This is a genomic window from Mycobacterium sp. NGS19 (genome assembly GCF_059813155.1).
Window position 1 is genome coordinate 393,650 of sequence record NZ_JCALEB010000001.1, and the last position, 22,146, is coordinate 415,795.

The following is a 22,146-nucleotide window of genomic DNA, read 5'->3' on the forward strand; positions in this document are numbered from 1 at the left end:
AGCGGCAGAACTCACCCACCGCGGCAGAACTCAGCCCACCGCGGCTGCCGCGGCCCGTCCCGCGGTGCGGCCGGAGAACAGGCAGCCGCCCAGAAAGGTGCCTTCCAGCGCGTTGTAGCCCATCATCCCGCCGCCGCCGAACCCGCTGACCTCCCCCGCCGCGTACAGCCCTGCCACCGGCAGCCCGTCGGACCCCAGGCAGCAGCCGTCAAGGTCGGTTTCCAAGCCGCCCAACGTTTTTCGGGTGAGGATGTTCAGCCGCACCGCGATCAGCGGACCGTTGGCCGGGTCCAGCATCTTGTGCGGCGTGGCGATGCGGCTGATCTTGTCGCCGCGGTAGCGGCGATGCTGGCGGATGAAGGTGATCTGCGTGTCCTTGGAGTACGGGTTGTCGATCTCCCGATCGCGCGCTTGCAGCGCTGCGCGCAAAGAGGATTCGTCGATCAGCGCTTCGTCGCCGACGCGGTTCATTCCGTCGACCAGCTCGGTGAGCGTGTCGGCGACGACGAAATCGGGGCCGTGCCGTTTGAACGCTTCGATGGGAGCGGGCGCGCCGCTGCGCACCCGCGAGGCCAGCAGCCGCAGATCTTTGCCCGTGAGATCCGGGTTCTGCTCGGAACCCGACAGCGCGAACTCCTTCTCGATGATCTTCTGGGTCAGCACGAACCAGGAGTAGTCGTAGCCGGTGGTGCGCAGGTGCCGCAGCGTGGCCAGCGTGTCGAAGCCGGGGTAGCACGGCGCGGGCAGCCGCTGACCGGTGGCGTCCAGCCACAGTGACGACGGGCCCGGCAGGATCCGGATGCCGTGGTTCTCCCAGATCGGGTCCCAATTGCGCAGCCCTTCGACGTAGTGCCACATGCGATCCGGGTTGATCAGCCGGGCACCGGCGGCCCGGGCGATGTTGAGCATCCGGCCGTCGACGTGCGCGGGCACGCCCGCGACCATGGACTTCGGCGGCGTGCCAAGCCGCGGCGGCCATGCCTTGCGCACCAGCTCGTGGTCGCCGCCGATGCCGCCCGATGTGACGACGACGGCCTGGGCGGTGTACTCGAAGTCGCCGACCGAGCCGCGGGAGGTCGCCTTGCCGCGCGGCTGTGTCGTCGGCTCGAGGATGCGACCCGTCACCCCGGTCACCGCGCCTGCGTCCGTCACGAGTCCGTCGACGCAGTGCCGGAACCGCAACACGATCCGGCCGGCATCGGCGTGCGCGCGCACCCGGCGTTCGAACGGCTCGACCACTCCTGGACCGGTTCCCCAGGTGATGTGGAACCGCGGCACCGAGTTGCCGTGCCCGTCGGCGCGTCCGTCACCGCGTTCGGCCCAGCCGACCACGGGAAAGATGCGATGGCCCATCGCGCGCAACCACTCTCGCTTCTCCCCTGCCGCGAAATCCAGGTACGCCTCCGCCCAGCGGCGCGGCCAGTAGTCCTCGGCGCGGTCGAACTGCGCACTGCCGAACCAGTCCTGCCGCGCCAGCTCGTAGGAGTCTTTGACACCCATGCGCCGCTGCTCCGGCGTGTCGACCAAAAACAGCCCGCCCAGCGACCAGAACGCCTGCCCGCCCAGGGACTGCTCGCCTTCCTGGTCCAACAGCATCACGCGCTTGCCGGCGTCGGCAATCTCAGCGGCGGCCACCAGCCCCGTCAGCCCCGCCCCGACCACGATCACGTCCGTGTCCACGCCAGCCAGTATGTTTCGGCTTCTTGACAACGGGAAATCGACCCGCATGAGCATCGAATCCAGGCCGGCGGCGGAACCGTCGATCGGCGAATTGATGAGCCAGTTGTCGACGCAGACGTCGCGGCTCGTGCGCGACGAGATGCGGCTGGCGCAAAAAGAGTTCCAAGACGCGGCGAAGCACGCCGGCATCGGGGCCGGACTGTTCAGCGCGGCCGGGCTGCTGGCGTTCTTCGGTTTCGGGACTGTGGTGGCGGCCGGGGTCGCCGCGCTGGCGCTGGTGCTGCCGGTCTGGGCGGCAGCGGTGATCGTCGCCGCGGTGCTGTTCGCTGCGGCCGGCATCGCGGCGCTGGTGAGCAAGCGGCAGATCGACGAGGTGTCGCCACCGCGGCAGACCGCCGAGAGCGTGAAGACTGACATCGACGAGTTGAAAGGCGCTGTCCGCCATGACCACACCTGACGGACTGCCACCGGAGCCGGGACCCGACGCGAGCGTCGGCGACATCGAGGCCGACATCGAGCGGACGCGCCAACAGCTGGGGGCGACCGTGGGGACGTTGAGCGAGAAGCTCGACGTCAAGAAGCAGGCTCAGCAGAAGGCGGCCGACGTGCGCGCCAAGGCCATGCCGGCGGTGCCGATCGCGGCCGTCGTGGCCGTCGTCGCCGTCGTCGGGCTGGTGCTCTGGCGCCGCCGGCGCAGCTGACCGCTACTGGGTCAGCGCCTGGTCGAGCCAGCTTCGCAACGCCGCGACGGGTGCTGCGCCGGACTGCCGGGCCAGCACGTTGCCGTGGTCGATCACCAGAAGTGTCGGAACCGCCTGCACGGTGAAGCGCTGCGCGGTCGCAGGCGCGGCGTCGACGTCGACCTTGACCAGCTTCAGGCTGCCGGCCCGCTCCTGCGCGAGTTGCTCGAGTGCGGGACTGACCATGCGGCAGGGCCCGCACCAGGTTGCCCAAAGATCGACAAGCACTGGCACAGAAGACTTTTCGACGACCTCGGCGAAATTGCGGTCGTCGGCATCGATGATCCACGGCAGCCACTGCCGACAGTTAGCGCAGCGCGGCTTGCCGGTGGTCGACGCGGGCACGCGATTGCGCGTACCGCAGTGCGGGCAGGTGACGACGTTGTTGCTCACCGGTCAAGTGTGCCGCGGTCGCTGTGGCCGAGCGTGCGCCGCTGTACGCCCGTGCCGGCGTGTCGGTGCACAGACACGCACGCTCGCGCCAAACGAGGGTCACGTGGGTAGCTCGACTGACACCTCGTCGGGCGTCTTGTCCGGGCGCAGCCCGCGCCAGCTGGGGTGGCGCAGCCGGCCGTCGCCGGTCCACTCGCTGTAGCGCACCTCGCCGACGAGCTCCGGCCGCACGAACGTCACCCCTTTGCGGTCGGCCCGCGGCAGCGGCTCGGTGAACGGCGACTCGTCGGTCTGCAGCGGAGTCAGGATCTTCTTGAGCCGGTCGAGCTCCTTCTCGGTGAACCCGGTGCCGACGCGGCCCACGAACCGCAGACCGTTGCCGTCGGGAATGCCCATCACCAGCGCGCCGATCTGGCTCGTGCGGCCGCCGGTGCCTTCCCGCCAGCCGCCGATCACGATCTCCTGGGTGTTCCAGTTCTTGTCCTTGATCCACGCCTTCGACCGCCGGCCCGGCTGATAGGTGGAATCCCAGCGTTTGGCCACCACGCCTTCCCAGCCGCGCTTACGGGAATACGCCAGCGCGTCGGGCCCGTCACCGCTGAGCAGCTCAGGCACGATCAGCTCGTCGCGGTCAGCGGCCAGCGCCTCCAGCACCCGTCTGCGGTCGCGGTAGCGCGCCCGCAGCAGCGAGCGCCCGTCCAGCTGCAGCACGTCGAACGCCCAGAACTCGATCCGCGTCGCGCGGGCGCGGTTCTGCATCTCGGAGAAGCTGGGCACGCCGTTTCTGTCCAGCGCCACCACTTCGCCGTCGAGGATCGCGTGGTGCTCAGCCAGCGCGTCGACCACCGCCTGCAGTCCCGGGTATTCGCCGGTAACGTCGCGACCGCTGCGTGACTGCAGGCACATCCGCCCGTGGTCGGCCTCCATCAGCAGCCGGTAGCCGTCGAACTTGCCCTCGAACGCCCACTCGTCGTGTGTGAGGTTCTCGACGGAGCCCAGGGTCGCCAGCATCGGCGCCATGTCACGCACGGTCGGCGAGTCCTGCTCTTTCATCCGGTGCGCCAGCCATTGGTCGCCCTTGGTCTGAATCAGCGCATAGCGCCCCGAGATTCGCTTTCCGTGCAGCGTCACGATCACTTCGTCGTCGCGGAACTTCTCGGCTTCGTAGGTGCCGGTGTCCCAGACGATCATCTTGCCTGCGCCGTATTCCCCTTTGGGGATGGTGCCCTGAAACGTCAGGTATTCCAGCGGATGGTCTTCGGTGTGCACCGCGAGATGGTTCACCGATGGAGTGTCGGGCAGATTCTTCGGCACCGCCCAGCTGACCAGTACTCCGTCTCGTTCCAGCCGCAGGTCGTAGTGCAGCCGGCGGGCATGATGTTCCTGGATGACGAACCGGTTGTTCGCGCCCGGCGTGGGCGCTGAAACATCAACGGGCTCAGGCGTTTTCGACGCATCACGCATGCTGCGGTATTTGGCCAGCCGGTCGCTGGTGGCCATGTCGGCGTCTAGCGGCGCCAGCAGATCGCCGTGTTCGGCGACTCTGCGCAGCACCTCGTCGAAACGCAGCTGCCGCAGCTCGGGATCGTCGAGTTCCTCCCAGGTGCGCGGCGCCGCGACCGTCGGCTCTTCGCGCCCCCGCAACGAATACGGCGCAATGGTGGTCTTGGCCGCGTTGTTCTGGCTCCAGTCGACGAACACCTTGCCGGTGCGCAGGCTTTTGGTCATGGTCGATGTGACCCGCTGGGGGTCGGCCTGCTCGAGCTGCTGGGCCACCTTTTTCGCGAGCGTGATCGCGCCCTGCGAACTGATCGGCTTGTCCAGTGGCGCGTACAGATGCACGCCCTTGCTGCCGCTGGTCACGGGGTACGTCGTCAGGCCGATGTCGGCCAGCAGGTCGCGAATCTCATGGGCCACTTCGACGATCTGGGCCATCGGCACGCCGGGCCCGGGATCCAGGTCGAACACCAAACGCGTTGCGGGGCCTGGCTTTCCGTTCAAGAACCGCCATTGCGGCACATGCACTTCCAGCGCCGCCTGCTGCGCGATCCACGCGAGTCCCGCCGGGCTGTCGATGATCGGATAGGTGGTAACGCCCGACTTGTGCACGACCGTGCCGCGGGTCAGCCAGTCCGGGGCCGAGTCGGCGAGCTGCTTTTCGAAGAACGACCCCTCCGCCACGCCGTTGGGCCACCGCTTGCGGGTGGCCGGGCGGCCGGCGATGTGCGGCAGGATGCATTCGGCGATGCCGATGTAGTAGCCGAACACCTCTTCTTTGGTCGTGCCCGTCGCCGGGTACAACACCTTGTCCGCGTTGGTCAGCCGCACGTGCGGACCAGCCACGCGTTCCGGCGGCCACACATGCGGAATCCCAGCCATGGAGCCTGTGTTCCCTTTCGGCGGCACCTTCCAACGTCGGACCAAGGTATACGCCGGCGTGTCCGTCATACTGAGGTATGCGGTCAATCTGGAAGGGCTCACTTTCCTTCGGGCTGGTGAATGTCCCGGTGAAGGTCTACAGCGCGACCCAGGACCACGACGTGAAGTTCCACCAGGTCCACGCCAAAGACCACGGCAGGATCCGCTACAAGCGGGTCTGTGAGAAAGACGGCGAAGAAGTGGACTACCGCGACATCGCCCGGGCCTACGAATCCGACACCGGACAGACCGTGATCATCACCGACGAGGACCTGGCCACCCTTCCAGAAGAGCGCAGCCGCGAGATCGAGGTGCTGGAATTCGTCCCCGCCAGCGACATCGATCCGCTGTTGTACGACCGCAGCTATTACCTCGAGCCCGACTCGAAATCGACGAAGTCCTATGTGCTGCTGGCCAAGACGCTGGCCAACACCGACCGCGTGGCGATCGTGCACTTCGCGTTGCGCAACAAGACCCGGCTTGCGGCGTTGCGGGTCAAGGACTTCAGCAAACGCGACGTAATGGTGATCCACACACTGCTGTGGCCCGACGAGATTCGCGATCCCGATTTCCCGGTGCTGGACAAGGAAGTCGAGATCAAGCCGGCCGAATTGAAGATGGCCGAGCAGGTGGTGGAGTCGATGGCCGACGACTTCAACCCCGACCAGTTCCGCGACACCTACCAGGAACACCTGCATGACCTGATCGAGGCGAAACTCGAAGGCGGCGAAGCGTTTCCGACCGAAGAGAAGCCAGCCGACCTCGACGTCACCGACGACGTGTCGGATCTGCTGGCCAAGCTCGAGGCCAGCGTGCGACGGCGCCGCTCGGAGTCCGGCGGCTCGGCGAGCAAGAGCGCCGCGAAGAAGGCACCAGCGAAGAAAGCCGCCAAGAAATCGTCAGCCGCAAAGCCCGCGGCATCGGGCAGCGCGAAGAAGTCGGCTGCCAAGAAGGCACCGGCGAAGAAAGCCGCCGGCAAGAGGTAGCGCGGCCACAGCGCGTTAGTCTGCCGGGGTGATCCTCGACAGATTCCGGCTTGACGATCAAGTAGCAGTGGTGACCGGCGGCGGGCGCGGCCTCGGCGCGGCGATGGCCATCGCCTTCGCCGAAGTGGGCGCCGACGTCCTCGTCTCGTCGCGCACCCGAAGCGAACTCGACGACGTCGCCGACAAGATCAGAGCACTCGGCCGGCGCGCGCACGTGGTGGTGGCCGACCTCTCCGACACCGACGCCACCGCGGCACTGGCGCAGGCCGCGGTCGACGAGTTCGGCCGGCTCGACATCGTGGTGAACAACGTGGGCGGCACCATGCCGAACCTGTTGTTGAACACCACCACGAAGGATCTGAAGAGCGCGTTCACGTTCAACGTTGCGACCGCCCACGCGTTGGTGGTCGCGGCGGCGCCGCTGATGCTCGAGCACTCCGGCGGCGGCAGCATCATCAACATCACGTCGACCATGGGCCGGGTGCCCGGCCGCGGCTTCGCGGCGTACGGCACCGCCAAGGCTGCGCTCGCGCACTACACCCGGCTGGCTGCGCTGGATTTGTGCCCCCGCATCCGGGTCAACGCGATCGCCCCCGGATCGATCCTCACCTCCGCGCTGGACGTGGTCGCCAGCAACGACGAGATGCGCACCCAGCTGGAGAAGGCCACCCCGATGCGCCGGCTGGGCGATCCCGCCGACATCGCCGCTGCCGCAGTCTATTTGGCGTCTCCGGCCGGGGCATACCTGACCGGCAAGATCCTCGAGGTGGACGGCGGACTGAACATGCCGAACCTCGAACTGCCCTTCCCTGACCTGTAAGGAGACGCCGATGACATTGCGAGTCGCCCAGATCGGAACCGGCAACGTCGGCAAGCATGCACTCGCCGGCGTCCTCACCGATCCCGCGTTCGAGCTCACCGCCGTGTGGGTGTCGTCGCCCGACAAAGCCGGACGCGACGCCGCCGAACTGGCCGGAATGGACCGGCGGACCGGGGTAACCGCCACCAATGACCTCGCGGAAGTGATTGCGACACAGCCTGATTGCGCGGTCTACACGGCACTGGCCGACAACCGGCTGCCGGACGCACTAGAGGACTATCGACGGCTGCTCGCGGCCGGCATCAACGTGGTGGGCAGCGGGCCGGTGTTTCTGCAATACCCGTGGAACGTGATTCCCGACGAGCTGATCAGCCCGCTGGAACAGGCGGCACAGCAAGGGAATTCGAGCGTATTCGTCAACGGCATCGACCCGGGTTTCGCCAACGACCTGCTGCCGCTGGCGCTCGCGGGGACGTGTCAGAGCATTCAGCAGGTTCGTTGCATGGAGATCGTCGACTACGCGACATACGACAGCGCGGCGGTGATGTTCGACGTCATGGGCTTCGGCAAGCCCCTCGACGAGATCCCGATCCTGCTGCAGCCGCGGGTGCTCAGCATGGCCTGGGGCTCAGTGGTGCGCCAGATCGCGGCCGGGCTGGGCATCACGCTCGACGAGGTGGTCGAGGTGTACTACCGCGAACCCGCGCCCGAAGATTTCCGGATCGCAGCCGGGCCCATCGCGAAAGGCACCGCCGCGGCGCTGCGGTTCGAGGTGCGGGGGCTGGTGGACGAACGGCCCGCGGTGGTGCTGGAGCACGTGACGAGGCTGCGCGACGACCTTTGCCCGGACTGGCCGCAGCCTGCCCAGCCCGGCGGCTCCTACCGCGTCGAGGTCACCGGCGAGCCGTCGTACGCACTGGACCTGTGCCTGTCCAGCCCCAACGGTGACCACAACCACGCCGGATTGGTGGCGACCGCCATGCGCGTCGTCAACGCGATTCCGGCCGTCGTGGCCGCCGAGCCGGGTATCCGCACCACGCTCGACTTGCCGCTCGTGACCGGCAAAGGGCGGTACGCTCCCTAGCTACAGGGTTTTGGAAAGGACCTCCATGAGCATCCGAATCCGCTACGTCTTGGCCGCCGGTGCGGTCGCTGCTCTGTTCGGCGCGCCGGCCGCCGCCGCTGACGACCAGACCTGCACCACCACGGGCACCAACGACACCGTGTGCAGCTCGCCGGGCAACGTGCAGATCAACGACTCGCCGTCGGTCAGCGAATTCACGTTGCCGTACTGGGACGAGGCCTACGCCGGCCCGTACCCGGTGCCGTACGACGAGAGCAGCGGCGAAGGGCGCCGCTAGGCCGAGCTCGTGCTGACGATGCGGTGGTCGGCAGCGGCGGTGCTCGCGGCGGCCGGGTTCGCGGTCGGCACCGCCCCCGAGGCAACCGCGCTGCCGACCTGCGCCACCGTCGCGCCGTGGACCATGCAGTGCGAGCGCGGCACCCACACGTCGATCAACAGCTCACCGAACGTCGTCGTCGCGCCCGGGCCGTACCTCGAGCAGCCGTGGCTGTACCGTGGCGGCCCGGTCTTCGGCATCGGCGGCTGGTCCGTGCCCTGATTGACCGCCGCAGCATTCGGGTAACCTAACTTTCCGATTCGCTAGACCGGAAACCGGGAGCCCACCTTGGTAGTGCCGCCGATCACCGAGGCGCGGCTGCGGCCCAGCTGGTATCTGCTCGGCCCCGCGTTCGTCGCCGCGATCGCCTACGTCGACCCCGGCAACGTCGCTGCCAACGTCAGCGCCGGAGCACAGTTCGGCTTTCTGCTGGTGTGGGTGATCCTGCTGGCCAACGCGATGGCGGGGCTGGTGCAGTACTTATCGGCCAAGCTGGGCCTGGTCACCGGCCAATCACTGCCCGAGGCCGTCGGCAGCCGGATGCGTCGCCCCACCCGGCTGGCCTACTGGGCGCAAGCCGAAATGGTGGCCATGGCCACCGACCTCGCTGAAGTGGTGGGTGGGGCGCTGGCACTGCGGTTGCTGTTCGGGTTGCCGTTCGTGGTCGGCGGTTTGATCACCGGGCTGGTGTCGTTGCTGCTGCTGATGGTCCAGGACCGTCGCGGCCAGCGCATGTTCGAGCGGGTGATCACCGGGCTGCTGTTGGTCATCGCCATCGGTTTTCTCACCAGCCTGTTCGTCAACTCACCGCCGGCCAGTGACGTGGTCGCGGGCCTGCTGCCACGCTTTCAGGGCACCGAGAGCGTGCTGCTGGCCAGCGCGATGCTCGGCGCGACCGTGATGCCGCATGCGGTGTACCTGCATTCGGGGCTGACGCGCGACCGTCACGGCCACCCCACGGGCCACCGCCGGGCGGTGCTGATGCGGGTCACCCGCTGGGACGTGGCGCTGGCGATGGTGGTGGCCGGTGCGGTCAACATGGCCATGCTGCTGGTGGCGGCCAACAACCTGCAGGGCCGCCACGACACCGACACGATCGAGGGTGCGCACGCCGCGGTACGCGACACCCTGGGGCCGACGGTCGCGTTGTTCTTCGCGATCGGGCTGCTGGCTTCGGGCTTGGCGTCGACGTCGGTGGGCGCATATGCGGGCGCGATGATCATGGCCGGGCTGCTGCGCCGCAAAATCCCCCTGCTGGCGCGGCGGTTGATCACGCTGATGCCGGCGCTGGTGATTCTGGGGGCCGGGCTGGATCCCACCCGCGCGCTGGTGTTGTCGCAGGTGGTGCTGTCGTTCGGGATACCGTTCGCGCTGATCCCGCTCGTCCGGCTGACCAGTGATACGTCGGTGATGGGCACCGACGCCAACCATCGGGTCACCAGCGCGTTCGGCTGGGTAATCGCCGCGTTGATTAGTGTGCTGAATGTGGGACTGCTGTATCTGACTGTCGCGGGCTGACCGTCGAAGCTGATGCACAGGTACTTCGCCTACGGCTCCAACCTGTGCGTCGCGCAGATGGCGCGGCGCTGCCCTGACGCCGCCGATCCCGTTCCCGCGACGCTGGCCGACCACGACTGGCTGATCAACCAGCGCGGCGTCGCCACCGTCGAGCCGTTTCGGGGCATCCACGTGCACGGGGTCGTCTGGCAGGTGTCCGATCGCGACCTGGCGACGCTGGACAGCGCCGAGGGCGTGCCCGTGCGCTATCGCCGTGACCGGCTGACCGTGCACACCGCCGACGGACCCGCCGAAGCGTGGGTGTACATCGACCACCGGGTGCAAACCGGTGCGCCGCGGCCGGGATATCTGGAACGGATCATCGACGGAGCGATCCATCATCGCCTGCCACACCGCTGGATCGAGTTCCTGCGCCGCTGGGATCCCACCCACTGGCCTCGTCCGCTCGCGTCGAAAAGCACTGGGCCGCAAACACTTTCGAAGCTCCTGCAACAGCCTGGCGTGCACGAAGAGAGCCGGTTGCGGTCACGGTTCGGGTTTCTGGCCATCCACGGCGGCGGCTTGGAGCAGATGACCGACGTGATCGCCGAGCGGGCCGCAGATGCGGCCGGTGCGTCGGTGTACCTGCTGCGCCACCCGGATCGCTATCCGCACCATCTGCCGTCGGCGCGATTTCGCGCCGAGGAGTCGGTGCGGCTCGCGGAGTTCCTCGGGCACGTCGACACGGTGGTGTCGCTGCACGGCTACGGGCGCATCGGACGCAGCACCCAGCTGCTGGCCGGCGGCCGCAACCGAGTGCTGGCCGCACACCTGACCCGCCACCTGCACCTGCCCGGCTACCAGCTGGTGACCGACCTCGCCGCGATACCGCCGGAACTGCGCGGCATGCATCCGGACAACCCCGTCAACCGCACCCGCGGCGGTGGTGTCCAGCTGGAGCTGTCACCGCGAGTGCGAGGCATCAGCCCGCGAAGCCGCCCACCCGAGGACGACGGGCTCGCGCCGGTCACCTCCGCACTGGTGCACGGTCTGGCCGCGGCCGCCCGCAGCTGGGCCTGACCGGCCCATCCGGCCCGGCGCCTGGTCCGAATACCGGGTGTGAAGCGCACTGGCCAAGCGACGCCCGCCATCTACCGGACCAGGATCACGCACCTGCGGCAGGCGCCGGTGAACCACTACTTCGAACACCGCAGCTACAGCTGGTACGTCGACGTCGACGACCTGCCGGACCTGCCCCGCTGGCTGCGCGCCTTCGCCCGCTTCGACCCCCGTGACCACTTCACCGGTTCCGACGCCGATTCACTGCGCCAGCGTCTCGACGCCGTCCTCGCCCGCCACGGCGTGACGCTGCCCGGCGGGCAGATCACCGCGCTGCTGCAGCCGCGGGTGCTCGGCCACGTGTTCAACCCGCTGACCCTCTACTGGTGTCACGACCGCGCCGGGCTGCTGCGACACGTGATCGCCGAGGTGCAGAACACCCGCGGCGAACGGCACGCGTATCTGTTGCCGTCGGCCGACGCGCCGGTGCTGGCCGTCAAACGGATGTACGGCTCCCCGTTCCACCCGGTCGACGGCCACTACGTGCTGCGGGCGCCGCGCCCTGGCCACCGCCTTGACGTCGAGGTGTCGCTGTACCGCAACGACGCGCCGGCGTTCGTCGCGACCGTGCGCGGAACCCGCCGTCCCGCGACCGTGGCACAGGTGCTGCGGCTGCAGTTCGTCGCACCTGCGGCGCCGCTGCTGGCCGGGTTCGCCAGGCGGCTGCAGGGCGTCATGCTGTGGCTGCGCGGGATGCGCCGGGTGCCGTGGCAGCCGATGGCCGCCAGTGGACCGTCGGTGTCCTGCGCCGTGCACATCGACGTGACCGACCCGCCGGAGCAAAGCGTTGCGTCATGACGACGCTCGCGGTCCCGCTAGGCTACCGCTCGATGGTCGGATCGTCGCAGCGCAACAGCGAGCTGGACGCGTTGCTGGGCCGGGTGGCCCGCCAGGATGCCGACGCGTTCGCCGCGTTCTACGACCGCACCCGCGCTCGCGTGTTCGGGATGGTGAGCCGGGTGCTGCGGGATCCCGGCTACAGCGAAGAAACCACACATGACGTGTATCTGCAGGTGTGGCGAAGCGCCGGCAGTTTCGACCCGGCAACAGGTTCGGCACTGGCATGGCTGCTGACCATCGCGCACCGGCGGGCCGTCGACCGGGTCCGGGCGGAGCAGGCCGCCAGCCAGCGCGAGGTCCGCTACGGCACGACCACCGCCGAACCGGCGGCCGACGTCGTGGCCGACGCGGCGATTTCCAGCGACGAGCGCCGTCAGGTGGTCGACTGCCTGGCCGCGCTCACCGAGCCGCAACGCGAAGCAATCGAACTGGCGTACTACGGCGGATTGACGTATTCGCAAGTGTCCGAGCGTCTTTCGACTAACCTTGCGACCGTCAAGTCACGGATGCGCGACGCGTTGCGCGGCCTGCGCAATTGCCTGGGTGTGACATGACCGAGCCGTCCGACTTCGAACTCGTCGAGCTGGCGACGCCGTATGCGCTCGACGCCGTCGGCGACGACGAACGCGCCGGGATCGAGCATCGAGTCGCCCGGGCGCCGGCCGTGGTCGCTGATGCATTCCACGACGAGGTGCGCGGGGTGCGGGAGACGCTGGCCGTGCTGTCGGCGGCGACGGCGGTTGAGCCGCCCGCGCATCTGCGCGACCGAGTGCTGGCCGCAGTCGCTTCGCGTCCCAGGCAAACTCGTTGGCGCACAACGCTTCTCGCTGCCGCCGCGGCGCTGGTGGTGGGCCTTGGCGCGTTGGCCGCCGGGCTCGCGCTGCGCCCGGCGCCGCAGCCGTCCACAGCCGAGCAGGTGTTCGCCGCACCCGACGTGCACACGGTCTCGGGGGCGATCCCCGGCGGCGGCACGGCGACGGTCGTGTTCTCGCGGGAGAAGAACGCCGGCGTGCTGGTGATGAACAACGTGCCACCGCCCAAGCCGGGCACGGTGTATCAGATGTGGTTGATCGGCGACCAGGGCCCGACGTCGGCGGGCACGATGGACGAAAAGGCCGTCGCGCCCTCGACCCGGGCCGTGCTGCCGGACCTGCGCCATTCGAATGCCCTCGCCTTCACCGTCGAGCCGGGCAGCGGCTCCGACAAGCCGACCAGCCCGGTGATCGCCAAGCTGCCGCTCAGCTGAGCGTCGCGGCCGCGGCCTCGGCGATCACGTCGGCCGCGTCGTGGCGGCGCTGCCAGGCGCGCAGCTGGCGGGTCGCGCCGTTGCCGTCTGCGGCCAGCCGCTGCAGTTCGCCGGTCACCTGCCGATACTCGCCGAGCTCTTCCAGTGCCGGGCGCAGATGGTCGACGAACCTGGCCAACAGCTCGCGTGTGCGCACGGGTCGCGGGCGGTCGATGAGGTCCACCGCCCAACCGTCGAGCCCGTCCCGGGCAGCCTTCCAGTACGCGGCACGCAACGTCTCGGCCGGCACCCGCGGTGCTGCGCGGCCCCGCTCGATCTCGTCGAGCGCGGTCATCACCGCGGCCCGGATAAGCGTCGCCAGCAGCACCGTCTCGGCGACTGTCGACGGCACGTCGGCCACCCGCACCTCGATGGTCGGGAACTTCGACGACGGCCGCACGTCCCAATAGATCATTCCGTCGTCGATCACCGCGCCGGTGTCCAACAGCATCTCGACCGTCGACTCGTAGTGGGCCACCGACTCGAAGAACGGTGGCGGCCCGGCACTGGGCCAGCGTGCCCACAGCACGCTGCGCCAGCTGGCGTAACCGGTGTGGGCGTTGCGGTAGATCGCGGAGTTGGCGGTCAGCGCCAACAGCAGCGGCAGCCACGGCCGCAACCAGTTGCTCACCGCGACGGCCGCAACGCGATCGGGCACCGCGACGTGGACGTGACAGCCGCAGATGCCTTGTTCGTGGGCAATCATTCCGAAGTGCTCGCCGATGGTGCGGTAGCGCGGAGTGTCGGTCACCGGGAAGTGGTGGGGCACCGAGGGCGGCAGCGCGACGGCCAACAGCTGCGCGCCGGCAGCCGACGCGGCCTCGGCGGCGGTGCGGCGCAATCGGCGCAATTCGGTGCGCAGTTCGTCGCTGCCGGCGAGAACACCCGAGGTCGTCTCGACCTGGCAGCTGGTGAGTTCGAGCTGAAGCCTCACTCCGCGCGCATCGGCGTAGTCGGCCACCGCCCGGTTGAGCGGCACAGGTTCGCCGGTGCCGGGATCGACGAGCAGGAATTCCTCTTCGACGCCGATCGTAGGATGTTCGCCCATGGTGTCCGCATTCTCTCACCGATGCGCAGAAGCACCTGACGCCAACGGTTTTTCGCGGTGTTCCGCGCACAATTCTGGGACGCTCGTGTCATAGTGGGCGCACTCGGCGATCGGAGACGGAGGCGCGGGATGGCGAAATCGGTTGCGCCAGCGATTGTTTCTTGCGTGCTCGCCGGTTTGCTGCTCGCGGTCGGCGGCTGTTCTTCTGAGCCCAAGACCGTCACCAAAGAGGACGTCGCCAACCAGATCCGCGACAAGGAGTGGGCGGGCAGCAAGCCGGAATCCGTGTCGTGCCCGGACAATCTGCGCCCCAGCGTCGGTGCGACAGTGGTCTGCGAAATGACGGTCAAAAGGCAGGCGTACCGGGTGGACGTCACCGTCAAGAGCATCAACGGCGACAACGTCGTACTCGACATGCAGGCGCGCCGTTGACCCGGTCGTTGACGAGCCCGCTCCGACAAGCGATTCTGGCCTGATGGGAGCCGAACAGCCGTCACGTAAACCCGGCGATCCGGTGGCACGGTTGCTACGGCTGCCTCTGTCCACCAAGGAGTTCATCGAGCGGGTCGTCACCGGAAGCGTGAATCAGTCGGGGCGGCAAACGCTTTTCATGTTGTTCACCACCTGGGATCTGGCGGGCGGCGGCCCGTTCGCCGCCAGTGCTGTGGCGACGACGGGATTGGCCAAGACCGTGGACATCGTCGAGAAGAGCCTGACGGTACCGGTCTTCAGCCCGCTGCTGAAGCGGCTGGGCGTCGACAGGATCAAATTGCGCGCGTCGCTGTGTGCGTCGCAGGTGGTGGGACTGGGGATCATGCGCTACGCGGTCCGCTCAGAACCCATCCACTCGATGGACGTCAATACCCTGGTCGACGCGGTGGCACCCGCGTTGCAGCATTACCTCACCGGCGACTTGTCTTGAGCCACAACCCTTTTCGCTTCAACCCTCACCGCTGACGAATCGTCGTGCCGGGCGGCGCGGACGACGGAAGTGCGCTGAATCACGCGGCGCAGGCGGGGTTGGTCCCGGTCAGGGATAATGCCTGGTGATCATGAGCAGCCCGGCGCACCGCTTCCGGGGTCGGGAAGCCCGACCTCGCTCGTCGGCGCCACGCCACCGGTTGCCCGGCCGGTCGGCGCGGCGCCCGGTGCTGGTCGTGGCCCAGCTGGTCACCGCGCTGGCGGCGGTGGTGATCGTGGTGATCACCGGGATGGCCTGGGCGGGCAACCGCAACCTGTTCGGCGGGATCACGATCTCGCAGGCGCTCGAGGGCGCGCCCGCCTCCACCGGCGGTGACCAGAACATCCTGATCATGGGCCTCGACAGCCGCCTCGACCAGCACGGCCGGCCGTTGCCGCAGGAGATGTACGACGCGCTGCACGCCGGCGACGAGACGGCGGGTGGCTACAACGCCAACGTGCTGATCGTGGTGCACATCCCGGCCGGCACCGCGCCCATCACCGCGATCTCGATCCCCCGCGACGACTACGTCGACCTCGCCGGTTGCCAGTGCAAAGGCAAGGTCAAGCAGGCCTACGGGTTCGCATATCAGCGGGTGATGGACAAGCTGGACGCGTCCGGTGATCCCACCGCAAACGAGCAGAAGGCCCGCGAGGCCGGCCGTAAGGCGCAGATCAACACGGTGCGCAACCTGCTCGGCATCCCGATCGACCACTTCATCGAGGTCACGCTGGCCGCGTTCTTCCAGATCGCGCAGGTGGTGCAGCCGATCACGGTGTGCCTGAACGAAGACACCTACGACAACTTCTCCGGAGCCGACTTCCACAAGGGGGTGCAGCAGATCGACGCCGCGCAGGCGATGGCGTTCGTGCGGCAGCGCCGTGACGTCAACGACGAGATGTTCACCGACCTGGACCGCACCCGTAGACAGCAGGCGTTCATCGTGTCCTTGCTCAACGCACTGCGTCACGGCGGATCGCTGTCGAGTCCCAGCGACCTGCACCGGTTGCTGGACGTGGCACGGCAAAACATCGCCGTCGACTCGAGCCTGGACATCTCCAGCTTCATCCAGCACGCGTCGGCGTTCACCGACCGTGGGGTTTCGCTGTACACGCTGCCGATCAGCAGCTTCACCCAGGATTCCGCCGGCGAGGACGTCAACACCGTCGACGTGCCGATGATCCGTGCGATCGTGCGCGACCTCGTCGGCGCCCCGACCGCAAACACCGCGCCGACGGGCAGCGCCACCACGGCGCCGCTGTCGACCGCCAATGAGGCGCTGTCCGCAGCCCGCGGCGTGGTGCTCAACGTGGTCAACGCCTCGGACTACAAGGGGCTGGCCACGAAACTGGTCAACACGTTCAGCGACCGCGGATTCACCGCGGGTGAAGTCACGACGGCCGACAGCGTCAGCGACGAGAGCACCATCACCTACGGGCCGGGTGCCGGGCCGGCGGCCGAGGCGCTGGCCCGTCAGCTCAACCTGACCGCAACCCCGTCGAGCAGCCTGGCCCGCGACACGGTGCAGCTGACCGTGGGCACGGACTTCCCCAGCGCCGATTACCTGATAAACAGTGAATCAGGAAGCACCGCAAGCACTGAAAGCACCACAACCGCCACCAGCACGACATCGCCGACCAGTACCGTCGCCACGGTGTCGGCCACGGCGGCCGGGACCCGAACTCCCGCACCCACCGACCTCACCCGCATGACCAACGACCAAGCGCCGTGTGTGAAGTGACCGGCGGCGCGCGGCCAGGCAGACGAAGAGGACGCACGAGATGACCTACGACCCGCGGTACCCGCAGCGCCCGCCATACCCGGATCCGCGCACGCGTTATCAGCAGCCGTACGGCCATCCGACGTATCCGCCGCAGCGCGCGGCCTATCCGTACACCGCGGTGTTGCCACCGGCCCAGCCGGCCCCTCCGAAGCGGTCCCGCGCAGGCCTGATCTTCGCGGGAGCGGTTGTGCTGTCGGTCATTTCGGCCGCGATCGGAGGCGGTGTGGCATTGACGGTCTCGTCGCCGCATTCGCGGCTGAGCACGATGACCACCGCCACCAACAGCGGCCAGCCGCCGGCCCGCTTGCAGGCCGGGTCGGTGGAGCAGGTGGCGGCCAAGGTGGTGCCCAGCGTGGTGAAGCTCGAGACCAAGCTCGGCAATGCGTTCGCCGAGGGGTCCGGAATCATCCTCGACCCCAACGGCCTGATCCTGACCAACAACCACGTCGTGTCGGTCCCGGGTGCAGCACCGAGCGGACGCGCCGGCGCCGACACCACCGCCACCTTCAACGACGGCCGTACTGCGCCGTTCACGATCGTCGGCGCAGACCCGACCAGTGACATCGCGGTCGTGCGCGCAAAGAACATGACCGGACTGACCCCGATCACCCTGGGCTCGTCGGCGGACCTTCGGGTGGGCCAGAGCGTGGTGGCAGTCGGGTCGCCGCTCGGGCTCAACAGCACCGTGACGGCGGGCATCATCAGCGCGCTGAACCGGCCGGTGTCGACGGTGGGTGACGCGGACAACCAGAACACCGTGCTCGACGCGATCCAGACCGACGCGGCGATCAACCCCGGCAATTCGGGCGGGGCGCTGGTGAACATGAACGGCGACCTCATCGGCGTGAACTCGGCGATCGCGACCATCGGCGACACGTCGAGCGCCGACGCGAAGGCCGGGTCGATCGGGCTGGGCTTCGCAATCCCGGTGGACCAGGCCAAGCGCATCGCCGACCAGCTCATCACCACCGGTAAGGCGTCGCGCGCGTCGCTGGGTGTGCGGGTCACCAGCAACGCCGACACCCATGGGGCGCGGATCGTCGAGGTGGTCAGCGGCGGCTCCGCAGCCTCGGCGGGCCTTCCCGTCGGCGCGGTGGTCACCAAGCTCGACGACCGGGTCATCGACGGCGCCGACGCGTTGGTGGCGGCCGTGCGTTCGAAGGCGCCCGGCGACACCGTCACGCTCACCTACACCGACCCGTCGGGAGCCACCAAGACGACGAAGGTGAAGCTGGGCATCGCGGCGCCGTGACCGCTGACGTGTGGCAGCTGGACGCGTCCGACGGCCAGCTTTTGATCAAGACCGGCGTCACCGGACGGGCGTCGCGAATGGGTCACCGGCTGACCATCGCGATGACCAGTTGGCGGGGCACCGTCACGTGGACGGGCGACCAGCCCACCGCCGTCCAGCTGGACGTCCACGTCGACTCGCTCGAGGTGCTGCGCGGCGAAGGCGGGGTGACGCCGCTGTCCGGACCGGAGAAGGCCGTCGTCCGCTCGAACGCGTTCAAGTCACTCGAGCGCGACCGGTTCCCGACGATCACATTTCGGTCCGAGGACGTCGCCACGACATCTGACGGCTACCGACTCACCGGGACCGTGGAGATCCACGGGACCGCGCGCCCGCAGACCGTCGACGTCGGCGTGGCGGATCTCGGCGACGCATGGCAGATGTCGGCCCAAGTGCAGCTGCGCCAAACCGACTTCGGCGTCAAGCCGTACTCGCTGTTCATGAGCACGCTGAAGGTGGCCGACGAGGTGACGGTCGCGTTCACCGCCAGCCGCGCCAAAAACGCTTGAGCCCATCGGTTTTACCGGCTCCAACGCGCGGGAATACACCGTCATGATCAGCACGTCGCATCGACGACCCATTGACCGAGCGGCCGACGCTCCGATGTTGCATCGGGCCGAAGGCGTGCTTCTGGCGCTGCGGCGGTGCCCGGTCGAAGAGGCCTTCGACGAGATCGTCGCGACGTCGCGGCAGTACGTGGTGCCGGCGCTGCGGGTCGCGCAGGCGCTGGTCGAGCTCGCCGAAGGCTGCGAGCCGTCACACCCTGGCGCAATGGCGGTCGCGCGCCGACAATGGGGACAGCTTCTGGAGACCACCGACGCAGCTGGGCAAGCAGGATGAACAGACCGATGAGCAAGACAGCGGAGTATCTGGCGGCACCCGCACGGATGATTGCCAGACCGTTGGCGCCGGTCGGCAAGGCGGCGCAGTGGATGCGGTCCGGTTATCCGCAGGACGCCCCGGGCGCCCACATCGCGCTGCTGGCGTTGTGCTGCAAGCCGCCTTCGGAGTCGCCGCGCGGCTGACAGCCGGTGCTCGCATAGCATCGCTGTCGATGGCCAAAGACTTCCGGTTCGGCATCGGGTTGTTGCCGAAGGGCTCGCGGTCGGCGTGGCAGGAGACCGCCCGCCGCGCCGAAGACCTCGGCTACGACATCCTTCAGGTGCCAGATCATCTGGGTGCGCCGGCTCCGTTTCCCGCGCTGGTCTCGGCGGCCGAGGTGACGACGATCCGGCTCGGCACGTTCGTGCTGAACGCCGGGTTCTACAAACCCGCGCTGCTCGCCCGCGACGCCGCCGCCGTAGACATGCTCAGCGACGGCCGATTCGAACTCGGGCTGGGCACCGGATACGTCCGCGAAGAGTTCGAGGCCGCCGAGTTGCCGTTTCCGACTGCCGGGCAGCGGGTCGACTACCTGGCGCACATGACGGCCTACATGCGTGAGCACCTGCCCGATGTGCCGTTGCTGATTGCCGGCGCGGGAGACCGGGTGCTGACGATTGCGGCGCACCACGCCCACGTCATCGGCATCGCCGGTGGCCGGCCGGGCGGGATGGCGGCGGATCCGCTCGGCGAGCGCGTCGAGTTCGTGCGCGGGGTGGCCGGCGACCGGTTCGACGACATCGAGTGCAATCTGGCGATCATCGCGGTACCGCGCGACTCGAGCGGGGCACCGGACCTGCGGCTGGCCCGCAGGTATTCGCCGGAGCTGTCCGACGATGAGCTGCGGAAGCTGCCCGGTGTGCTGGCGGGGACGCCGCGCGACATCGCCGACACGCTGCGGCGGTACCGCGACACCTACTCGCTGACGTACTTCACCGTGCAGGAGCACCACGCGGAGGCGTTCTCGAAGGTGATCGCGGAGTTGCGCTGACGCCGGGCCGGTAAGCTGCGAGCCGATCGGCCCTCGTAGCTCAGGGGATAGAGCACGGCTCTCCTAAAGCCGGTGTCGCAAGTTCGAATCTTGCCGGGGGCACCATGATTCGAACGCACGTTCGATACAGAGCTGCAAATACAGAGGTCGGCACAGGAAGTGCCGGCCTCTCGCATGTCTATCGGTACATGTCTGCGGCACGGCATAGACTTACTTTCCACGTACTGACCGCTGTAAACGAGTTTAATCTCGGTAGGGTCCCTGGCGATCGGTACACACTTTGGTTGCTCTATTGACAACATAGTTATCCCTGTTCGATGTACCGAATGAAAAGGGTGCTTGGCGCTCAGCTATCGCGAGTGCTGAAAGACAGGAAGAGAATAGTTAAGAGGACTCTTAGTCACAATGGCCAGCCTGAATAACTCGACAAAGCAAAAACTTGAACATCTGTTTGGTATGAGAAGCGGTTATGTGCTCGACTTTTCCAACGCTACCTTCCGGGACTTTATCCTGACCAGCGTTGGCATCGACGCCGACGAGACGTACCCGAACGGCTCGAAGGCAGTCCGACTTCGAGCCCTCTGGCAGAGTGAGAGCCTTTATGGATCGGCTTGAACGGATCAATCTTCGGTGGCCTACCCACTTGGTATGTCCTCTGGAGCGCGCGTCGTATACCTGTAAACATCGTCGGCTACCTGTAAACATCGTCGGCGGTAGCCAAATCGGCGAGGAATGCTTGGTGCACGGCGTCTCCCAGCTCGGCGATGTCGTCGCCGAGCTTCCCGCGGCGGTCGGCCGCAACAACTAGCGTCTGATAGATCAGTAGCCAGTCGAATGGCGCCCGCGCCGCGGATGTAGGTGCTCTACAGCTGACCCAACAACGCGCGCTGATCACGGGGTGTCTGCATGCCCGCTCGTTAACGTCTCCGAGCATGCGCATCGACACATCCCATCGCTCGCGCGAACACGGGTCATTCCCCGGAACCTGTGAACAGGGCGATTCCACGTCGAGAATCGGTGTGAAGGTATGTGAAGGTAGAAGCGCACCATTTCCATGACCGGCCCACCACCATAAGCCAGTCAAACCGCGCGGCGGCGACGCTCCTGGGTGCTCGGAGCATGTCGTGACCGTTCGCCACATCTACGTCGACGAAACCAAACAGCGTGGCTACGTACTGGTTGCTAGCGTCCACATCGCTACGGAACTTGGGGACCTGCGGAAAACCATGCGGCGCTTCATCTTGCGCGGACAGACCCGAATCCACATCGCCAAGGAAAGCGATCCGCGCCGACGCGCAATATGCGACGCCATTTGTGCTGCGGCCGTGACCGCCACCATCTATGACGCCGACCAGCGCTATAAGGACCCGCTCGGCGCACGGGATGCCTGCCTGCAAGCCCTGATTAGGGACATCACGGGCGAGCAAACGCTACTAGTGCTTGAGCAAGACGATTCCATCATCCATTGGGATAGGCAGCGACTGATCGAGCTGACACGTGCCGAAGGGCGCCGCGACACCTTGCGCTATGAACACCACCGAGCCAGGTCCGAGGTGCTGCTGGCGGTGCCCGATGCGATCGCGTGGTGCTGGGCGCGCGGCGGCCACTGGAAACGGCGAATCGAGCCTGTGATCGCCGCCGTAAAACAGGTCTAACCGTGGCCAAATGCGCGAAACCCGGCCCGCCCACCGTCCGGAAGGCTGCCGGGTTCACTTCCTGAAGCTCACCGCAACAGGCACCACCCAATATATGAGATAAGCAACCCTAAGCCAATACCAGCCCATATAAGTCCCCATAGGGCGACTTATTGCCATCCACGCACGCACTGCAAATCGACGCCCGCTCCACACCAGTCGAACCCTGTCGCCGGAACAGTGAGCGGCACGCCGCGCGCGGAGGAGCCTTAATCCAAGAGCTTGTCCACCATGCCGAGCCAGAAAAGGTTTTGATGACCGCTTGCTCGAGGTGCGCCTGGCCGACGCGATCGGTCACGTGATGACGAACCCATAACT

General features: G+C 67.5%; 26 protein-coding genes and 1 tRNA gene. 23 read left to right on the forward strand and 4 right to left on the reverse strand.

The window, feature by feature from the left end:
* Positions 1-30 precede the first annotated feature (30 nt).
* Positions 31-1,680: an FAD-binding dehydrogenase gene (locus AC5Y4N_RS01970; RefSeq protein WP_499906567.1), complete on the reverse strand. Its 1,650-nt coding sequence runs from the start codon at positions 1,678-1,680 to the stop codon at positions 31-33.
* Positions 1,681-1,726: 46 nt separating this feature from the next.
* Here AC5Y4N_RS01970 and AC5Y4N_RS01975 point away from each other — a divergent pair, with 46 nt between their 5' ends.
* Entirely contained in the window at positions 1,727-2,137 is a 411-nt protein-coding gene (locus tag AC5Y4N_RS01975) for a phage holin family protein (protein WP_499906569.1), read from the forward strand.
* Positions 2,124-2,381, forward strand: coding sequence for a DUF3618 domain-containing protein (locus tag AC5Y4N_RS01980; RefSeq protein ID WP_499906571.1), 258 nt, complete (start codon positions 2,124-2,126; stop codon positions 2,379-2,381). Before AC5Y4N_RS01975 ends, AC5Y4N_RS01980 begins: the two co-directional genes overlap by 14 nt.
* A 3-nt stretch (positions 2,382-2,384) precedes the next feature.
* Here AC5Y4N_RS01980 and trxA read toward each other — a convergent pair whose 3' ends face one another.
* Together trxA and AC5Y4N_RS01990 are read right to left on the reverse strand one after the other, a co-directional pair.
* Positions 2,385-2,813 (reverse strand): thioredoxin, encoded by a 429-nt coding sequence (trxA, locus tag AC5Y4N_RS01985; protein ID WP_499906573.1) that lies wholly within the window; start codon positions 2,811-2,813, stop codon positions 2,385-2,387.
* 99 nt (positions 2,814-2,912) lie between these two features.
* Positions 2,913-5,192, reverse strand: a complete 2,280-nt coding sequence (locus AC5Y4N_RS01990; protein ID WP_499906575.1) for an ATP-dependent DNA ligase — start codon at positions 5,190-5,192, stop codon at positions 2,913-2,915.
* A 77-nt stretch (positions 5,193-5,269) separates the two neighbouring features.
* On the opposite strand from AC5Y4N_RS01990, the gene ku reads away from it, so the two are divergent.
* The 10 genes from ku to AC5Y4N_RS02040 all read left to right on the forward strand — a co-directional run bounded on the left by ku (position 5,270) and on the right by AC5Y4N_RS02040 (position 13,139).
* Positions 5,270-6,217: a non-homologous end joining protein Ku gene (ku, locus tag AC5Y4N_RS01995; RefSeq protein ID WP_499906577.1), complete on the forward strand. Its 948-nt coding sequence runs from the start codon at positions 5,270-5,272 to the stop codon at positions 6,215-6,217.
* Between the two features lie 28 nt (positions 6,218-6,245).
* Complete coding sequence (locus AC5Y4N_RS02000; protein ID WP_499906579.1) at positions 6,246-7,037, forward strand: SDR family oxidoreductase; 792 nt, start codon at positions 6,246-6,248, stop codon at positions 7,035-7,037.
* 10 nt (positions 7,038-7,047) lie between these two features.
* Positions 7,048-8,121: an NAD(P)H-dependent amine dehydrogenase family protein gene (locus tag AC5Y4N_RS02005; protein ID WP_499906581.1), complete on the forward strand. Its 1,074-nt coding sequence runs from the start codon at positions 7,048-7,050 to the stop codon at positions 8,119-8,121.
* Positions 8,122-8,146: 25 nt separating this feature from the next.
* Positions 8,147-8,398: a hypothetical protein gene (locus AC5Y4N_RS02010; RefSeq protein WP_499906583.1), complete on the forward strand. Its 252-nt coding sequence runs from the start codon at positions 8,147-8,149 to the stop codon at positions 8,396-8,398.
* A 9-nt stretch (positions 8,399-8,407) separates the two neighbouring features.
* Complete coding sequence (locus tag AC5Y4N_RS02015) at positions 8,408-8,659, forward strand: hypothetical protein (protein ID WP_499906585.1); 252 nt, start codon at positions 8,408-8,410, stop codon at positions 8,657-8,659.
* Positions 8,660-8,725: 66 nt separating this feature from the next.
* The gene (locus AC5Y4N_RS02020) at positions 8,726-9,955 is read left to right on the forward strand and encodes an Nramp family divalent metal transporter (protein WP_499906587.1); all 1,230 of its coding nucleotides are present in this window, start codon (positions 8,726-8,728) and stop codon (positions 9,953-9,955) included.
* Positions 9,956-9,967: 12 nt separating this feature from the next.
* On the forward strand, positions 9,968-11,014 hold the full coding sequence (locus tag AC5Y4N_RS02025; RefSeq protein ID WP_499906589.1) for a poly-gamma-glutamate hydrolase family protein: 1,047 nt from the start codon (positions 9,968-9,970) through the stop codon (positions 11,012-11,014).
* Positions 11,015-11,053: 39 nt separating this feature from the next.
* Positions 11,054-11,851: a DUF1365 domain-containing protein gene (locus tag AC5Y4N_RS02030; RefSeq protein WP_499906591.1), complete on the forward strand. Its 798-nt coding sequence runs from the start codon at positions 11,054-11,056 to the stop codon at positions 11,849-11,851.
* A 32-nt stretch (positions 11,852-11,883) separates the two neighbouring features.
* The gene (gene sigK / locus AC5Y4N_RS02035; protein ID WP_499907446.1) at positions 11,884-12,447 is read left to right on the forward strand and encodes an ECF RNA polymerase sigma factor SigK; all 564 of its coding nucleotides are present in this window, start codon (positions 11,884-11,886) and stop codon (positions 12,445-12,447) included.
* A complete protein-coding gene (locus AC5Y4N_RS02040) occupies positions 12,444-13,139 on the forward strand; it encodes an anti-sigma factor (protein WP_499906593.1) in 696 nt (231 codons plus the stop codon). The genes sigK and AC5Y4N_RS02040 overlap by 4 nt, the downstream gene beginning before the upstream one ends.
* Here the strand turns inward: AC5Y4N_RS02040 and AC5Y4N_RS02045 are convergent.
* A complete protein-coding gene (locus tag AC5Y4N_RS02045) occupies positions 13,132-14,226 on the reverse strand; it encodes a glutamate--cysteine ligase (RefSeq protein WP_499906595.1) in 1,095 nt (364 codons plus the stop codon). The genes AC5Y4N_RS02040 and AC5Y4N_RS02045 overlap by 8 nt on opposite strands.
* Positions 14,227-14,391: 165 nt before the next feature.
* Between AC5Y4N_RS02045 and AC5Y4N_RS02050 the strand changes: the two genes are divergently transcribed.
* The 11 genes from AC5Y4N_RS02050 to AC5Y4N_RS02100 all read left to right on the forward strand — a co-directional run bounded on the left by AC5Y4N_RS02050 (position 14,392) and on the right by AC5Y4N_RS02100 (position 21,789).
* Entirely contained in the window at positions 14,392-14,658 is a 267-nt protein-coding gene (locus AC5Y4N_RS02050) for a DUF4333 domain-containing protein (protein WP_499906597.1), read from the forward strand.
* 43 nt (positions 14,659-14,701) lie between these two features.
* A complete protein-coding gene (locus AC5Y4N_RS02055) occupies positions 14,702-15,148 on the forward strand; it encodes a TetR/AcrR family transcriptional regulator (RefSeq protein ID WP_499906599.1) in 447 nt (148 codons plus the stop codon).
* Positions 15,149-15,278: 130 nt separating this feature from the next.
* Complete coding sequence (locus tag AC5Y4N_RS02060) at positions 15,279-16,928, forward strand: LCP family protein (protein WP_499906601.1); 1,650 nt, start codon at positions 15,279-15,281, stop codon at positions 16,926-16,928.
* Between the two features lie 40 nt (positions 16,929-16,968).
* Positions 16,969-18,222 carry a S1C family serine protease gene (locus AC5Y4N_RS02065; protein ID WP_499906603.1) on the forward strand — a complete coding sequence of 418 codons (1,254 nt, stop codon included), beginning with the start codon at positions 16,969-16,971 and terminating at the stop codon, positions 18,220-18,222.
* Entirely contained in the window at positions 18,219-18,770 is a 552-nt protein-coding gene (locus AC5Y4N_RS02070) for a YceI family protein (RefSeq protein WP_499906605.1), read from the forward strand. The genes AC5Y4N_RS02065 and AC5Y4N_RS02070 overlap by 4 nt, the downstream gene beginning before the upstream one ends.
* Before the next feature lie 97 nt (positions 18,771-18,867).
* A complete protein-coding gene (locus AC5Y4N_RS02075) occupies positions 18,868-19,101 on the forward strand; it encodes an ANTAR domain-containing protein (protein WP_499906607.1) in 234 nt (77 codons plus the stop codon).
* Between the two features lie 8 nt (positions 19,102-19,109).
* Positions 19,110-19,286 (forward strand): hypothetical protein, encoded by a 177-nt coding sequence (locus AC5Y4N_RS02080; protein WP_499906609.1) that lies wholly within the window; start codon positions 19,110-19,112, stop codon positions 19,284-19,286.
* Positions 19,287-19,315: 29 nt separating this feature from the next.
* Complete coding sequence (locus AC5Y4N_RS02085; protein ID WP_499906611.1) at positions 19,316-20,134, forward strand: LLM class F420-dependent oxidoreductase; 819 nt, start codon at positions 19,316-19,318, stop codon at positions 20,132-20,134.
* A gap of 29 nt (positions 20,135-20,163) precedes the next feature.
* Positions 20,164-20,239, forward strand: a tRNA-Arg gene (locus AC5Y4N_RS02090).
* A gap of 300 nt (positions 20,240-20,539) precedes the next feature.
* The gene (locus tag AC5Y4N_RS02095) at positions 20,540-20,749 is read left to right on the forward strand and encodes a hypothetical protein (RefSeq protein ID WP_499906613.1); all 210 of its coding nucleotides are present in this window, start codon (positions 20,540-20,542) and stop codon (positions 20,747-20,749) included.
* 509 nt (positions 20,750-21,258) lie between these two features.
* Positions 21,259-21,789, forward strand: a complete 531-nt coding sequence (locus tag AC5Y4N_RS02100) for a hypothetical protein (RefSeq protein WP_499906615.1) — start codon at positions 21,259-21,261, stop codon at positions 21,787-21,789.
* The last annotated feature ends 357 nt before the right edge of the window (positions 21,790-22,146 follow it).